Source organism: Pseudomonas sp. GM21 (assembly GCF_000282215.1).
Taxonomy (GTDB): Bacteria; Pseudomonadota; Gammaproteobacteria; order Pseudomonadales; family Pseudomonadaceae; genus Aquipseudomonas.
This window is the reverse complement of record NZ_AKJS01000119.1, coordinates 1-15,102: the sequence shown is the minus strand read 5'-3', so window position 1 is coordinate 15,102 and position 15,102 is coordinate 1. Positions and strand designations below refer to the sequence as shown.

The 15,102-nt window shown below is 54.5% G+C and carries 14 protein-coding genes, 1 tRNA gene and 3 pseudogenes; 11 read left to right on the top strand and 7 right to left on the bottom strand.

The window, feature by feature from the left end; translation table 11 throughout:
* The 3 genes from ihfA to PMI22_RS08955 all read left to right on the top strand — a co-directional run bounded on the left by ihfA (position 1) and on the right by PMI22_RS08955 (position 806).
* Positions 1-303, top strand: coding sequence for an integration host factor subunit alpha (ihfA, locus tag PMI22_RS08945; RefSeq protein WP_002553164.1), 303 nt, complete (start codon positions 1-3; stop codon positions 301-303).
* A complete protein-coding gene (locus PMI22_RS08950) occupies positions 284-640 on the top strand; it encodes a MerR family transcriptional regulator (RefSeq protein WP_003179985.1) in 357 nt (118 codons plus the stop codon). The genes ihfA and PMI22_RS08950 overlap by 20 nt, the downstream gene beginning before the upstream one ends.
* A gap of 89 nt (positions 641-729) precedes the next feature.
* Positions 730-806, top strand: a tRNA-Pro gene (locus PMI22_RS08955).
* 79 nt (positions 807-885) lie between these two features.
* Here the strand turns inward: PMI22_RS08955 and PMI22_RS08960 are convergent.
* The 3 genes from PMI22_RS08960 to PMI22_RS08965 form a co-directional block, all read right to left on the bottom strand.
* The gene (locus PMI22_RS08960; protein ID WP_007947320.1) at positions 886-2,064 is read right to left on the bottom strand and encodes a tyrosine-type recombinase/integrase; all 1,179 of its coding nucleotides are present in this window, start codon (positions 2,062-2,064) and stop codon (positions 886-888) included.
* Complete coding sequence (locus tag PMI22_RS30710; protein WP_081502811.1) at positions 1,965-2,339, bottom strand: hypothetical protein; 375 nt, start codon at positions 2,337-2,339, stop codon at positions 1,965-1,967. Before PMI22_RS30710 ends, PMI22_RS08960 begins: the two co-directional genes overlap by 100 nt.
* Positions 2,340-2,738: 399 nt before the next feature.
* Entirely contained in the window at positions 2,739-3,410 is a 672-nt protein-coding gene (locus PMI22_RS08965) for a hypothetical protein (RefSeq protein WP_007947319.1), read from the bottom strand.
* An 826-nt stretch (positions 3,411-4,236) separates the two neighbouring features.
* Here PMI22_RS08965 and PMI22_RS08970 point away from each other — a divergent pair.
* Complete coding sequence (locus tag PMI22_RS08970; RefSeq protein WP_007947318.1) at positions 4,237-4,476, top strand: hypothetical protein; 240 nt, start codon at positions 4,237-4,239, stop codon at positions 4,474-4,476.
* On the opposite strand, the pseudogene PMI22_RS0129575 reads toward PMI22_RS08970, so the two are convergent.
* Positions 4,473-5,403: pseudogene (locus tag PMI22_RS0129575) on the bottom strand (DNA cytosine methyltransferase). The gene PMI22_RS08970 and the pseudogene PMI22_RS0129575 overlap by 4 nt on opposite strands.
* 706 nt (positions 5,404-6,109) lie before the next feature.
* Here PMI22_RS0129575 and PMI22_RS08975 point away from each other — a divergent pair.
* Both PMI22_RS08975 and PMI22_RS0129565 read left to right on the top strand, forming a co-directional pair.
* Positions 6,110-6,688 (top strand): hypothetical protein, encoded by a 579-nt coding sequence (locus tag PMI22_RS08975; RefSeq protein ID WP_007947315.1) that lies wholly within the window; start codon positions 6,110-6,112, stop codon positions 6,686-6,688.
* A 248-nt stretch (positions 6,689-6,936) separates the two neighbouring features.
* Positions 6,937-7,172, top strand: a pseudogene (locus tag PMI22_RS0129565) (hypothetical protein).
* Between the two features lie 9 nt (positions 7,173-7,181).
* On the opposite strand, the gene PMI22_RS08980 reads toward PMI22_RS0129565, so the two are convergent.
* Positions 7,182-8,375: a GAF domain-containing sensor histidine kinase gene (locus PMI22_RS08980; protein WP_007947314.1), complete on the bottom strand. Its 1,194-nt coding sequence runs from the start codon at positions 8,373-8,375 to the stop codon at positions 7,182-7,184.
* A gap of 273 nt (positions 8,376-8,648) precedes the next feature.
* Here PMI22_RS08980 and PMI22_RS08985 point away from each other — a divergent pair, with 273 nt between their 5' ends.
* The 4 genes from PMI22_RS08985 (at position 8,649) to PMI22_RS08995 (ending at position 11,498) form a co-directional block, all read left to right on the top strand.
* On the top strand, positions 8,649-9,350 hold the full coding sequence (locus PMI22_RS08985) for a glycosyltransferase (protein ID WP_007947313.1): 702 nt from the start codon (positions 8,649-8,651) through the stop codon (positions 9,348-9,350).
* Between the two features lie 225 nt (positions 9,351-9,575).
* Entirely contained in the window at positions 9,576-10,715 is a 1,140-nt protein-coding gene (locus PMI22_RS08990) for a glutathione-independent formaldehyde dehydrogenase (protein WP_007947311.1), read from the top strand.
* A gap of 93 nt (positions 10,716-10,808) precedes the next feature.
* Positions 10,809-11,042 (top strand): hypothetical protein, encoded by a 234-nt coding sequence (locus tag PMI22_RS0129560; RefSeq protein WP_033049476.1) that lies wholly within the window; start codon positions 10,809-10,811, stop codon positions 11,040-11,042.
* On the top strand, positions 11,043-11,498 hold the full coding sequence (locus PMI22_RS08995) for a hypothetical protein (protein ID WP_007947310.1): 456 nt from the start codon (positions 11,043-11,045) through the stop codon (positions 11,496-11,498). It abuts the gene before it with no gap.
* A gap of 36 nt (positions 11,499-11,534) precedes the next feature.
* Here the strand turns inward: PMI22_RS08995 and PMI22_RS32080 are convergent.
* Both PMI22_RS32080 and PMI22_RS31425 read right to left on the bottom strand, forming a co-directional pair.
* Positions 11,535-11,655 (bottom strand): annotated as a pseudogene (locus PMI22_RS32080) (cytochrome B); the annotation flags it as partial.
* Positions 11,656-11,662: 7 nt separating this feature from the next.
* Entirely contained in the window at positions 11,663-11,914 is a 252-nt protein-coding gene (locus PMI22_RS31425; protein ID WP_007947309.1) for a hypothetical protein, read from the bottom strand.
* Positions 11,915-13,217: 1,303 nt separating this feature from the next.
* Between PMI22_RS31425 and PMI22_RS09010 the strand changes: the two genes are divergently transcribed.
* Positions 13,218-14,933, top strand: a complete 1,716-nt coding sequence (locus PMI22_RS09010) for an arylsulfatase (protein WP_007947304.1) — start codon at positions 13,218-13,220, stop codon at positions 14,931-14,933.
* Positions 14,934-15,102: the final 169 nt, after the last annotated feature.

The following is a 15,102-nucleotide window of genomic DNA, read 5'->3' as shown; positions in this document are numbered from 1 at the left end:
ATGGGGGCTCTGACGAAAGCTGAGATGGCGGAACGTCTGTATGAAGAGCTGGGCCTGAATAAACGGGAGGCCAAGGAATTGGTCGAACTGTTTTTTGAAGAAATCAGGCATGCTCTTGAAGACAACGAACAAGTCAAATTGTCCGGTTTCGGCAATTTCGACCTTCGGGACAAACGCCAGCGGCCTGGCCGCAATCCGAAAACGGGGGAAGAAATCCCGATCACGGCTCGCCGTGTGGTCACCTTTCGTCCAGGGCAGAAGTTGAAGGCCCGAGTTGAGGCTTATGCTGGAACCAAGTCATAACGACGAGCTACCCGTCATCCCAGGCAAACGCTACTTCACCATCGGTGAAGTCAGCGAGCTGTGTGCGGTAAAACCGCACGTTCTGCGCTATTGGGAGCAGGAGTTTCCTCAACTCAACCCCGTCAAACGCCGCGGAAACCGCCGGTATTATCAGCGACAAGACGTGCTGATGATCCGGCAGATCCGCGCGCTTCTTTACGATCAAGGGTTCACCATCGGCGGCGCACGCTTGCGCTTGTCCGGCGATGAAGCCAAAGACGACACCACCCAATACAAGCAGATGATTCGGCAGATGATTGCTGAGTTGGAAGACGTGTTGGTAGTTCTCAAGAAATAATTTCCTGCATATGAATACTTCCAGTTTTCAAAAGCTTGGGATATATTCTTGAGCGTTCCTCGAGAAGAGGAACGAGTTACACGCCTAGTCGGGGCGTAGCGCAGTCCGGTAGCGCACTAGCATGGGGTGCTAGGGGTCGAGTGTTCGAATCACTCCGTCCCGACCATATTTTTCAATGACTTAGGCCAATGTTCACAGCATTGGCCTTTTTCATGTGCGTGACTTTTGCGTGACTCCTCTATTTTTCACGCCTGTTTCCTCTTCAGAATTGTAAGGACCGGTCCACGCGAATCGGTTGCTGATACCATGTTCGCAGCTTCAATCAGATGCCCGAGCTCAGCGCCCGAGTAGTGACTGGTGATGCTGCCGTTCTTGTGGCCTAGAAGGGCCTTGCGGTCTTCCTCGGTGACACCTGCTGCGCGTAGCCGACGGCCAAACGTGTGTTTGAGGTCATGAATCCTGATGGATGCATAACCTGGATGAGCGGGGCGAAGGTTTTCCTCCTGCCAGAGTTTCGCCGCTCTCACCCGCGCATTCTTCCAGGCCGAGTCATTCATCCGGTGCATCGCGGTGCCGTTGTAAGGGACAACCCAGTCCTTACCCAGGCCGCGCTGCTGGTCGATGATCGACTTGGCCACGTTGTTGAGCACCACCAGTCGCTCATCACCGTTCTTCACGCCAGATCGTTCGTGTCTGCCGCCAAAATCAGCCGGGAACAGAAAAACGCTGGTCCCAAGTTCCGGCACCGAAATTTCCCAATCCCATCTCAGCTTGCAGACTTCCTGCTCTCGCGTGCCGGTGTTCACCTTGAACAACGCCATCGTTTGCAGGTGAGCCGGTAATTCCGCAAATAGAATCGACTGCTCCTGCCATGACATCGGGTACGGCTTGCGGCTCGACTTCTTCTCTTCCAGCTTCGTGAGCATCGGCACGCTATCCAGCCACGGCCTGCGCTCATCGTCTCGCCACTTCCTGGCACACAACGATAAAACCCGAACCACACGCTCTATCGAGATGTTCACCGTTCTGTTGCTGACACCTTTCTTTACCTTGCCATCCTCAAGCGTCTTGGTCGCCAACCTGTCCTTGATGAACGGCGCTAAGGCCTGATCATCAATATGGGTCAGCGACATGTCACCTATGAACGGGTCCAGCTGTGAGAGGTGGTGCGCCGACAGCTTGAATGAGGGCTGATCCTTGATCTCAAGGAGGAACTTCATCGCGGCATCCCGCCACGTCCTCACTTCTCTCACGCCGTACACTTTCTGCTGTCGGATCTGCTCCATCCTGAAGATCAGGTAGCGCTCTGCTTCTTGCCGGTCAGTTACCCCAGTAGATTCGTAAAGTCTTTCGCCGTTGATCTTTTTGTCGATATGCCAGATACCTTTCCTTTGGGAGAGGCCTGTGATCGTTTTTCGCGCCATTGTGTATCTCCTTTCTGGCGCTCGCTGCGGGGCAATTGTTGCTCCGGGGCGCGGTTTTTATCAATTGCTTTGGCCACCACGTAGGAGGACGCCCACTCGTCCAGCTCCTGACGGTCGAAGCCGATACCGCGCTCGCCGATGGGGAACTCGTTCACGTACGGGCGGACGATCTCGTTAAACAGCGGCAGTGACATACTCAGGTACGTAGGCGCCTCGCCAGCCCGAATGAACCTAGGGGCAAGTGGCAGGCTTCTGGCTGATGCTTTGTTGCCCATGGGCGTATTGCTCCATGCCGCGCGTGGCGGCAGAAGTTGGGTAATAGGGGGTTTAACCGTTCGTCGGGGGCTGGGCACGATCAACAAATTGACAGGTCGATGGAATAGCCCAAAAAAGACAGGTTTCTATGCGACCACTAATCCTCGATTTGCCGAATGGGCGAGAGCTCGCAAATGAACTTGATTTTACAGTCGGGCAGATGATGTCCATCCCAGTCGAACACATCGGGGGTGCTCAGTGGTTGGCGGCTTCTACCAGGCAGCAGCAAGCCTTCCAAAAATGGCGAGAGTATCTTCAGCTCATGGCTGATGGGCGGGTACGTGTCGAGACATTAAAGGTTGCCTGAATCTATGGCCCCTTCTTGTAGATGAGCCAGAGCATGTAGAGCGGGGCGAAGATCACGGCGTCACCCGCTTGAACTCGAAGGCCCAGACCCAGGGGTTGGCGTTCCAGTCGCCACCGGTGGTTTCCCAAATATCGCGAAACGCTTCTTTCTGGGTTGGCCACGGTGTTACGTACTGACCTGGGCCTTCGCGACCGACCAGCATGCCGCTGTCATCCCGCATTGCCCGGACTCCCTCAGCAGTGCACTGTTCGTCGCTGATGTCCTGCAACCGTTCGACGCGCACGGCGGTGATCTCCAGCAGAATGCGGCTGGCAGCCCGCGGCATGTGAATGCTTGGCGTCCATTTGAGGCCGATGTCTTTGCGCGCTTCGTCCCCATGTGATCCCGGCCGCGTGTCGGCGCCGTAGGCATAACGCTGTAGAGGCCCATCCGGATCAGGACGATGCTCTACCCCGGTGCCCCGCAGATCCATGAATGTCTCGCGGACATAAAGGCGGTCGCCGGGCTGGCCGAAGGGGCAGAAATCGTTGTAATACCCGATGCTGTTCGGGTGCAGTGGGCCTTCGCTGGGCAGTTCGTGGCATTCGCCGAGCTGAACGCCATATCCGATGTTCTTCAGCACCCGCTCATTGAGGGGACGCCGCGTGACCGTCTTCCGGCCTTCCAGAATGGCGCGCACCATCGGGGCCGAGAACAAGATCGGCCGTTCTTTTATTTCAGGCATGACTTCGTCCTTGCCGCTATAGCGGCTGACTTTGAAGGGGGATGGAGTTACAGAGGGGAGGAGAACATCTGTCAATGGAGCAGTTGGCCTCTATTGAGTGTTTGTTTTGGCGATTGTTAGAGCTACGCGATCTTTAGGGGATAATGCTAAAGGTGTAATGCTTGTTTAACAATTCAGTCTGTTTTTTGCAATAAAAACGCACAGTTCGTAATTCTCTTTTCTATATAGCTAAGTAATATTTGTGAGCGGGGTCTCTAAGGTATAAAAAACCGATTCGAAAGCCATTCTCTCCATTAGAGGATTAGATCGTGAAGGTAATAATAAGATCGTTCTGTATTATGATGGCTTTGTCATTTTGTTTTGTTCAGGCATCTGATTATTATAAAGAAAGTAACGAAAAAACCTCTACCGTCCTGAATGATAGATATGATAATACTCAACTGCTTGCTAAAGGATCTGATGGTCACGCAGGTAATCCAAAGCAAGCATGCACATGCGGAGAAACTAAGTTTGAGTGCAAGAATGATCAAAAGTGTGATTGTGTAAATAACGCCTGTGAGAATTAATTTATTGTGGGCCATAAATATTACACTGACTGATTAGTTATGCAGTGGATGCTGTTATGGCAGGCAGAACATAGGGAGAGGTCAGCGTTGTTGTCCTGCACCTGGCTCAACATGTAGGCGCTGGCGCGGCCGCCGAAAAATCTGACGACTGTAGTCAGATATTTTGTCGGGAGACATGGTGGCGTCCTAACCGGGTCAGACCCGGGCAGTGGAATGGTGGGATTCGTCTATAGTTAGTGGTTCGGCCAATGGAGGTAGATATGGAATGCCTAATTTGCGATGAGCCTGCTTCGGACGTCGATATTGGTGATGATTATCAGGAAAGAGCATGCGCGAAGTGCGGACACTATCGAATTACCCATACAGCGCTTGTTTGGATGGAAACCCATGGCTGGCGATTCGACGTGAAGCTGACTCGGGCCTGGCTCGCACACCAACAGGGCTCAGGATTGATCCCGACTATTGATTCGCAGCAGGCGAGTGTTCTGATCCAGGTTTAAGCTGCCGCCATCACCGCCTCGATGATCTTCTGCCCCGCCAGCGGCGGAACCGCGTTGCCGGCCATGTGCATGGTCAGCCTATGATTGTCCGGGCGCTTGGTGTCGGCCGGGAACGACATGGCGGCAAGGGCCTCGTTCGCAGACAGCATCCGCATTTCATCGCCTCGTACCAAGGCCCACCGGTCCAGGGTGGTGATGGTGCCGATCGGTCGATCCAGGCTGCGCCCGGTCAGCCCCGAGCCTGACCCGTAGTAGGGCATGATGAATCGGTCACCGAAGCGCTCCCGGCCATTCTTCACGCGTGTCAGCGTCGATTCAGCGCGACCAGGCTTCACGACCTTGCTCCATTTGCCCGCATCGAAATCGATGAAGGATGAAGGATGAAGCTGGAACATGTCGGCGCTGGTGAAGCTGAAGATTCAGCGGTGCCTTGCTTCGGGTGCACACCAGAAACATGCGCACGCGGTGTTGCGGCACGCCAAGATCGGCGCAATCAACGACATGCGGCGCGAGCATGTAACCGAGCGCTGCCATGGCCTGCGACCAAGCGGGGTACAAAGCCCAGTCCGTGAACTCTTCGACGTTTTCGACCAGCACCACTTCTGGCCGGTGGAACTCGGCAGCTGACACAACCGCCCAGGCTGTTGACCTCGATGCGTCGTGCTGAGCATTCCCGGATTTCTTGCCGCGCGCCTTCGAATGCCCCTGGCAACAGGGCGAGGCCAGCAAGATGTCGTGGGCCGGAACCTTCGACCAATCCGCGTGGTGCAGGTCTTGGCAGATGTGAATGGCGTCCGGGTGGTTAGCGCTGTGCCACTGAACCGCGACCGGCCAGTGATTGGCGGCCCAGATAACGTCTATGCCGGTATTGCGGGCACCGGTTGACCATGCGCCGAGACCGGCGAACAAATCGATTGCTGTAGGCATTGCTGATCCTCACAGGCTGGCGTGATTCGTAAATTGGGATGATGATTTGCACCTGGTGCAAACCTGACCCTGGCTGCGATGAGTGCGAAAACAGATGTGGAAGCAATTCGGCTTATTGATGAAGAGGTGGTACGTCTGCTCAGCTTGCCAGAGGGAAAGCTTGATCCTGAGGTTCGCGATGGACTTCGCCTGATTGCTGACCTCGCGAAGTGGCGAGATATTGCCTACGGGGCGACTGAGCGGTCCGTCAGCGCAATCGATCAGCTGAGAATGGACTTCGAAGTTTTCGACTGTGGCGTTGATGAAACCAAGCCGCTGCTCTACTTGTGGCAGATTGAAGATGAAAACGGCGTGGTGCTTTATAGGTATGTCGGCAAAAGTGAGCGCGGTGCGAGTCGACCGCTAACTCAGTACAGGCGGAATGTTGCAAACCATTTGGCTGGTAGGCCTTACCGGAAGGGAAAACCCGACGCTTTCCGAGCAGTTCACTTGCGCATGTCGGACGCCGTTGCCAAGGGGCATCGAATTACCTTGTACTTACTCCAGAACGTAGGTGACGTTGCGCAAATTTTCTCTGCAGAGCGCACTGAACAGAAGAAATTCTGCTCAACCCCGTACTGCGACCTTCCACCAGCGCGACTCTTAGCTCCTCGCCGGCTGGCGTATTTGTGTTCGTCCCGGCATGGAGCCGGGTGGGGAGTCACTTATGAGTCTTTATCTATACCTAAACGAGCACTGGCACGCGGACACTTGGGTAAATGGAGGGGTAATCCCGATAAACCCAGCAAGCTTTTATAGGCGAGCGGAACGCGGCGGAATATTCACGCCAGATGAAAACCTGATTCATCGTTCGCCAATAGATTTGATGGCTCCAAATCCTATCTTTCGAATTGGCCCTGGCGGTCAAATCCGTAGCCTGTACGCGATCGACAACTACGTAGACGGCGTCAGGCAGACTGACTTAATCAATGCGGCGTATTATCAAGAAGATGGTTTGATTCTTTCATTTAGTTACCGACTGACGGGAATACTGGCCCGCAAAATGAAAAAGAAAGCATGCGTGAAAATTCTCAATATCGACTCACTGAAAGAGCATCTCGACCAACAAATTGGTGTCAAATCGGAAGCGGGGCCATGCAGGTACAACGAAGGCCATCAGAGACACCACTTTCTTAAATCACATCTCGACATGTGGCAAGCCGAATATCGGCTATTTTGGCCATCCTCTAACAAGGTTGAAGTCTCCGTCCAGCCTGGAACTGCGGAACTCATCTGTACGTGGTGATCTGCCATTAGACTAAGCCTCTATCCCGGTCTTGGCGAATTGCTCAAGATGTCGCGACTGGGGGTGCAAGCGGTTTGGGGAGTGGCTGCGGAGCGTCAAGCGTTGGAGCAGGTGGCCAGGCCTTTGTCGCAGGCTGGGGATTGAGGGGCCACACGGAGATTTACAAAGGCGCCAGTCAGCCGGGTTCCACCCGGTTATTGAAGCTTGTCATCAGGCAGCTACTTTTTCCCACCACAAGGATCCCCACCATGCACAAATACCTCCTGGAATACCTGTTCAACGGCGAGCCCCGCACACATCTGTTGAACTCAAGCAGGCTCAGTTGCCCCTGCATGAAGCGGCGATGCATCTGCTCCAGCTGCATTTCGGGGATGCAGAGAACAGCTTGATCATGCCCACTGCGGACGCGACGCCAGAGCAGATTTTAGAGCAGGCTGAGCGGGTAGGGCTCACCCGGATCAAGGTGACCGCAACGCAAGAGTGAAGTCTCCAGTCACGCCCATTTGAAAACAGCAGGAAACCTGGCGATAAAACATGTCCCTGCTTGCGGCGTTGAGGAAACGCTCAAGGTGCCTTTGTGCGCGGTGGCGATTTGCGATGCGATGTAAAGGCCCAGGCCCAGACCTTCGCCACGTTGCCCTGCTTCTGAGCGAGTAAACGGCTCAAACAGCAATGGCATTAGCTCCGAGGGGATTGGCGCGCCCTGGTTGGCAACCGATATCACAAGCTCGTCTTCATCCGTGTAAGCATTGACGCTGATGGGCGTTGCAACTGCTCCATGCGTTACAGCGTTGCCCAGCAGGTTGGATAGCAATTGGCTGATGCGTAAAGCATCGCAATAAATGCCAGGAGGAACCTGCAGGGTGTGAGAAAAAATGGCGTGAGGGTGTGATGCTTGTACTTCATCGAGGGTCAATTGCAGCGTTTTTTCCAGATCGTCGACCAACTGTCTTTTAACTGGAATACCATCGCCCATCCGTCCCCGCGCAAAATCCAAAACGTTTTCAATCAGCACGCCCATTCGTGCCGTGCTTTTATGAATCGCAGAAATCAAACCCAGTGAGCGTTTTTCGGTTGTTTTGGTGCCTAACAGATCGGTACTCATTCGGATTGCGCTAAGCGGTGTGCGTAAATCGTGACCCAGTACCGCGATGAATTGCTCGCGCAATCGACCGCTTTCATTGGCATCCACCAGCGCTGCTTTTGTCGCGTCCAGATTGTTTTGCGCGTCGAGACTCATTGCAATCAACTGAGCAAAAAGCGTGAGTGTCTTGGCGATAGCCGGTTCGTCGAGGTTGGCGGGCACCGAATCGATGGCGCACAACGTACCAAAAAAATCACCATTGGCTTTGACGATCGGGATCGAGATATAGCTCTCCAATCCATAAGTTTTAGGGGTGTGGTGCTTTGAGAAAATGGGGTGTGCGCTAGCGTGACCGAAGATTACCGGAGTTTTGTGCTGGCGGATTTCATGGCAAATCGTTGACTCCAATACCAACTCCCCGCCGGGTTGCAGCCCAAATTCGATAGAGTCGTCGACTGCGCAAGCCACCCATTTGGTTTCGGTGACGCGCGCGACAGCGGCGAAGCGCATCCCGGTCAGATGTTTGACCATGCTCAGAATGACAGGCACAGCATCGATGCTGCGTATGGCATTAACGTCTGAAGCGATGTCTGGACTCGTCATTGGCCATGGAACCGAAAGAAAGTTTGATCAAAGACTATGCCTGATTCTACGAGCAGGATGCATCGTCGATAGGTACGGCCAAATTGTCATCACGGTGGATCAAGGGGAAGTGGAAAAACGGGCGTTTGTAAAAGCTTCCCATGCGGCATAAGCAATCCTGTGTTGACCCGTCCCGAGCTCTCGTTGTTCAACTGCCATGTTTTTAAAACCTTCTGTTGAAGCGCAGGGTCGATAGCTGGAGACCTCACACTTCACTAGAACGAGAGAACGCCAATGATCGGTGTTGTGATTCCTGCTCATAACGAACAAAGGCATATCACCGCCTGCCTGGCGTCCATCTTGATCGCCGCCAGGCATCCTGGTCTTACAGGCCAACAAGTCTCGGTTCTTGTCGTTCTGGACGATTGCTCGGATAACACCGGTCAATTGGTTGCGGGGCAAGGCGTAGCGAAACTGGACGTGTCTTTTCGGAACGTGGGGAAGGCCAGAGCCACTGGCGCAGAGGCTTTACTCAATGCCGGAGCGCAGTGGCTTGCGTTCACAGATGCCGATACGGTCGTTCCGCACGATTGGCTTGCTCGCCAGATTGAGTTCAAAGCTGATGCGGTATGTGGAACGGTGGAAGTCGATAGCTGGACGGAACATGGTGACCTGGTGCGTTCCAAGTATCTTGAGTTGTACCAGTTCATCGAAAACCATCGCCATATCCACGGAGCCAATCTCGGACTGAGCGCCGAGGCCTACCGGAACGCCGGAGGATTTCAGCATCTTGCCGCACACGAAGACGTCCACCTGATCGCTGATCTTGAGAGGGTGGGCGCTCGTATAGTCTGGACGGCGACGAACCCGGTGGTCACCAGCGCCCGCCGGGATTTCAAGGGTCGCGGCGGGTTTGGCGACTATTTGACCGCCCTCGGCGCTTCACTTGGACTGCCCACACTCAACCCGCCAGTGAGTGCTGGCGTTGCTCCTTGAGTGGCTGCGTATGGCGCAGGAAAGACTTGTTCTACATCGTTCATCCGACGCCCTCGAAAAAGAGAGGCCTGGCGTTGCAAATAATTCAGTATTTTCGACGCGGTATCTGTCGATTTACCGCTCGTCACTCTCCCTCATCAATTGTTTGAACGTACGTTCATTTCTTCCTGACAGATAAGTCTGAGCAGACGAAATTTCCGTTCGTTTTGCTAATGGGAGAACCACATGAAAGCCATCGTTTATAACGGCCCGCGTGACGTGAGCGTGCAAAATGTCCCTGATGCCAAAATAGAAAAACCCACAGACGTTCTGGTTCGAATTACCACGACCAACATCTGCGGTTCAGACCTGCACATGTACGAAGGACGTACATCCATGGAGACAGGACGTGTATTTGGACACGAGAACCTCGGTGAGGTCATCGAGGTCGGCGCAGGCGTCGACCGCGTCAAAGTGGGGGACCGCGTTTGCTTGCCGTTCAACATCGGCTGCGGCTTCTGCGAAAACTGCGAGAAGGGCCTCACCGGTTTTTGCCTGACAGCCAACCCCGGTAGCGCAGGAGCTGCTTATGGCTTTGCAGAGATGGGCCCCTATGAAGGTGGCCAGGCTGAATTGCTCCGCGTGCCTTACGCAGACTTCAACTGCCTGGTGTTGCCCGAGGACGCGCAAGAGCGTGAAGACGACTACGTCATGCTCTCCGATATTTTCCCAACGGGTTGGCACGCCACGGAACTGGCCGGTCTTTTGCCAGGGGAAAGCATCGCCATTTATGGGGCCGGTCCGGTCGGCCTGATGGCCGCACACTCGGCAATGATCAAAGGCGCCTCCCAGGTATTCGTGGTCGACAACCAACCTGACCGATTAAAGCTGGCTGCCCAGATGGGCGCCACGCCCATCAACTCGCTGGAGCAGGAAGCGGTGGACCAGATTCTCAACCTGACTCATGGCAAGGGCACGGATCGCGGTTGCGAATGCGTGGGCTATCAGTGCTGCGACCGTCACGGCCACGAAGCCAATCACCTGACCATGAACAACCTCGTCGCATCGACCAAGGCTACCGGTGGGATCGGTGTCGTCGGTGTATTTGTGCCGGAAGACCCGGGTGCCAAAAGTGACCTCGCGAAGCAAGGCAAAATGGCCTTCGACTTTGGCGCTTTCTGGTTCAAGGGGCAGCAGATCCGAACCGGGCAAGCCAACGTCAAAGTCTACAACCGCCGCCTGGCTGAACTCATCCACCACGATCGTGCCAACCCCGCGCAGATCATCTCCCATCGGCTGAAACTGGCTGAAGGGCCTGAAGCCTATAAGCACTACGACGCCCGTGACAATGGCTGGACAAAAGTTGTGCTCAAACCGGCCGCGTGAAGTTGAAACCCAACGCCTGCGCCAGCTCCGCAAGAGTCGGCGCAGCTCGCTAAGCGTGGTAGCTGTCCACACAACTACAAACGGGTGATCTCAATGAATTGTCTGATCTGTGTCGGTGTCGCGCAGCGCATTGAATGTCAGGGACCTTGGGAAGAGAGGGATTGTCCGGAGTGTGGCCGCTACCGCGTGTCTGACCAACTCATCTTGGCCTTGATTGATCAGGGGCTGATTTTCGATGTGGCAAAAACCAGGGGATGGCTGGATAACCGGCGCAGAGAAGTTGCAGTTCCTTCCATTGAGATACACGAAGCGCTACTGGTGAATTGAGTGATTATCAGCGCCAGTGATCTGCAAATAAGCCTCGATGACCCAAACGAAGAGGGCTTGTTCAAGTGGTTGGTCGCCAGCTTTCTGATGGGCAAACGAATTCAAGGAGCGATTGCCGCAAAGGCTTACCAGGTGATCGTCGAAAAACACCAACGTGATACGCCACGAAAACTTGCCCGGTGCACGCATCGCGAACTGGTTGCAATGCTGGGTGAGGCTCATTACGTGCGGTATGACGAGAGCACGGCATCTCGTTTATTGACATTGGCTCATAAGCTCAATAACGAGTACGCGGGAAAGGTGCGCAACATTGTGGAGGTGAGTGCTGATCGTCGGGAGTTTGAAAAACGTCTTTTAGCGTTTGATGGGGTTGGTCCAAAGACCGTCGAGATTTTTATGAGGGAGGCGGGGGATGTGATTTTCTGGACACATACGATTTTTGGAGAAATCAGGTGAAACAGCCAGGCACATTAAGGTTTTGTCGTCCAGGTATTAGTGATGGGATAAACCCGCCGCCGCGTGCAGGCCGATAAGCCAGTAACCGGCGCTGCCCCGCAGCTTCGTGCCAATATTTGAACGGCTTGGCCTAGTCAGGATCGACCGCCATCGGCGCCGACGGCTCAGAGCGCCCCAAGGGTAAACTCCATCACCAGCACAGCGGACAACGCCAGCATCATCAGCAACACAATAAACAATAGGCACAGCTCAGCGAGCTGCTTGTAAAGGCGTATCGGCCTTTTCGTGATTAGAGCAATTGACTTACTCGTAGTAGCCACCACCACTCTCCCTTTTCCGCGGAACACGTAATAGCTCTGGAAGGTGTACATCAGGGTCACTAGAAGGATGAACCGCGTGCGGATCAGGGCGAACATCCAGCGTGGCCTTGAATTCGGCCGGCGGATTGGTAAATGCCGAGGGGGGGCGTCGGTGGTGGTGAGCCGAAATCATCCAGCGCCACGGCGCTGGAGGTGGTCAGGGGAATGAGCATCGTACAGGGCGGGCTTGACCAGAGCAGTAAGGCGATAGAGCTACATGGTGGTGTCGCTCGCTTCATTTTTCACCCCTCGCGTCATACCGAATCAGGCAAGCCCCGCCATCTACACAATATCCGGGACGACATCTGTTGCAGGTACCAGGGGGTGAAGCAACGAATGAGCCATGCCAACAGGGTGGAGAAAAAAGTTCAAATTGTTTAACAAGTCACTTCTTAGTGTTTCAAGCGAGAGAAGAGTGGGGGACATACTCCTCACATTAGGTGATAAACGCCCGGTCAAGTGGGTGTAATGCCCCATATATGGAGATCGTAGCGCCCCTGTTTCAGCGACCGCTTTTGCTAGGGGCTGCTTTCATTAAGTCGATGTGGATTTGACTGGTCGAGAAGGGCCGCTTCTGGCCGTTCTCTGCCGGTCATGGCCGTTTTCTGCCAGTCGCGGCCGGCTGCAACAACCTGAAGCAGGCTGCCCGCTCAAGCCCCCAATGAAATCAGAAGAAGGGTTAAAGCAGGCTGAGCAGTTGGGCTAAGGTTTAATGGTTCACCTCGCCAGTAGGGTTGCTCTCCCTTGCTCCCCCATGCTTTCCAAGGCTACTGGCGAGATGAACTGCACTTCAGCAATTCACTTAGGCGAACCAAGCGAGGGCGATCATGGGGTCACCTTCTGGCCGATTGCCGTCTGTCCCACAGGGCCGATATGTGCTGATTGCTGTCCATCACGGTTGAAGCAGGATGTGTGAATGCCATGCATCCGGCCAAAAACGGACAATCTGGCCCCCCTTTTCTGTCTAGCAGTCGACCGCTACTCAGCTCAGCATTTGCTCTACATCAATGGTGTACCTCTGAGCTTCATCAACAGCACCCGCCGCTCAGTCCTGCTTCAATTCCACTTACCACGCATCTCTGTAAACCTCGTTCCGGAACCTCGTCGGTTTTTCTCGGCAATGGGCGTGGAGCTCATTTTCTAAGTAGAACAGCGCAGACGGCGAATTTGCGTGTGCCAAACAAATACTTTGATCTTCGCAGACATAACGTTCGTCTAGACTAATCCATCCACGAGCTGACGTTTGCGGTCACGCAAGGCAGGAGGGTAAATCATCATTACTTATTCTCGCATTACGAGTGAAGTGCAGCTGTAGTCCGTTGTAGCTGTACACCTATATCAATCGATAGAGGAACACGCTATGAGACTTAAACAGATGGTGCTGGTGGGGCTGGCCACCAGTGGCATGATGCTGGGAGCGTCCTTACCCACGCTCACCCAGGCCGCCGACAAAAAACCCAACATTCTGTTCATCATGGGTGATGACATCGGTTGGATGCAGGTCGGGGCGTACCAGAACGGACTGGGTTTTGACACAACGCCCAACCTGGACCGAATTGCCAATGAAGGCGCCAAGTTCATGACTTACTACGCCGAGCAAAGTTGCACGGCCGGTCGCAACGCCTTCTTCACCGGCATGACGCCCTTGCGAACCGGCATGATCCCGCCGCAACTGCCCGGCAGCCCCTCCTACCTGCGACCAGGCACACCGACGATCGCCAAGTTCCTGCTCGACCAAGGCTACAACACCGGCGAGTTCGGCAAGAATCACTTGGGTGATCACCCGGACGCATTGCCAACCGCACATGGTTTCCAGGAATTCTGGGGTTACCTCTACCACCTGGATGCCATGCAGCAAGTGAGCTTTCCAGACATCAACAAGAGCCCAACCGAGCAGGGCTTTGCCCCACCGTGCCAAACGGAGCCGATTCCAGGTGTCCCGCCATTCCCAGGAGCAGTCAACCCCAAAACTACGACTTGCTTGACACCACCGCGGCCAGTTTTAGCCTGTGCGTCCAAGGATGGTTCGTCGCAGAACCAGACCTGCAAGGATGAGGGCCCGTTAACGCTGGAACGCTCGGCAACCGTGGATGAAGAAATATCAGCCAAGGTGATCGACTTCCTTGACCGCAACGACCCGAAGAATACCAACAAGCCGTTTTTTGTCTGGTACAACCCGGCGCGCATGCACATAACCACCGTTTTCTCGCCGAAGTACCAGGCCATGCTGGGTGAACAAGGTGGTAACGACTGGGGTATCCAGGAAGTCGGCATGAAACAGATGGACGACAATATCGGCCTGGTGCTGAAAAAGCTCGAGAGTATGGGGCAACTGGACAACACCATCGTGGTCTTCACCACGGACAATGGCGCGGAAAGCCAGACATTCCCCGATGGCGGCATGACGCCCTTCAAAGCTGGCAAGCTGACGACCTGGGAAGGCGGGATGCGGGTTCCGGCGCTGATCCGCTGGCCAGGTCAAATCAAGCCGGGCACCGTCTATGAGGACATCGTTGCCTCCTACGATTGGTTGCCAACACTGGTTGAAGTCGCTGGGGGGCCGAAAGGCAATGCACTCAACGAGCAGATCATGGCAGGCAAGTACCCGGGTATTGTCAAAACCAAGCTGCAGGGCGTCAATCAACTGGACTATCTGACGGGCAAGTCGAACAAGTCCGCGCGAGATACCTTCTTGTACTACACCGGGGCTACACCATCGGCGGTACGCTACAAGAACTGGAAGATCTACTTCACCATGGAAGGGTCGTCCGGTGCTTCAGCCCTGGCAGGCCCACAGCAGTATGGTTGGGCGCAGGTGCAAAATATCCGAAGGGATCCGTTTGAACAGGCCGTAGGCGAGGAGCAGAAGTCGGTGCTGTCTATCGGAGGTGCATTGGCCGCGCCAAGCACGGCCTATCTCTACAACTGGAACATGCTACCGGTTGGCCAGCAATTGTGGCTGCAGGAACTTGTGTCCTTTGCAGAATTCCCACCACTGCAGTCGCCAGAGTCCTACAACCTCACGCAGGTTCTGGAGCAAGTCAAGGCGATGAACAAGAAGGTTCCAGGCCAGTAAAAATGTGAAGCGAGGAAGCCGGGGCGCCCAAACCCTGGCTTTCTTCGCTGTCCTTGTTCGAATTCATCCAGATTGTGCTGAAGCTAATTGAGGGCGCAATGACGAATCTAGATCGGATTAGCGGTCATTGAAAAAATAACCCCCTTTACAGACTGTGTGAAAACCTAGC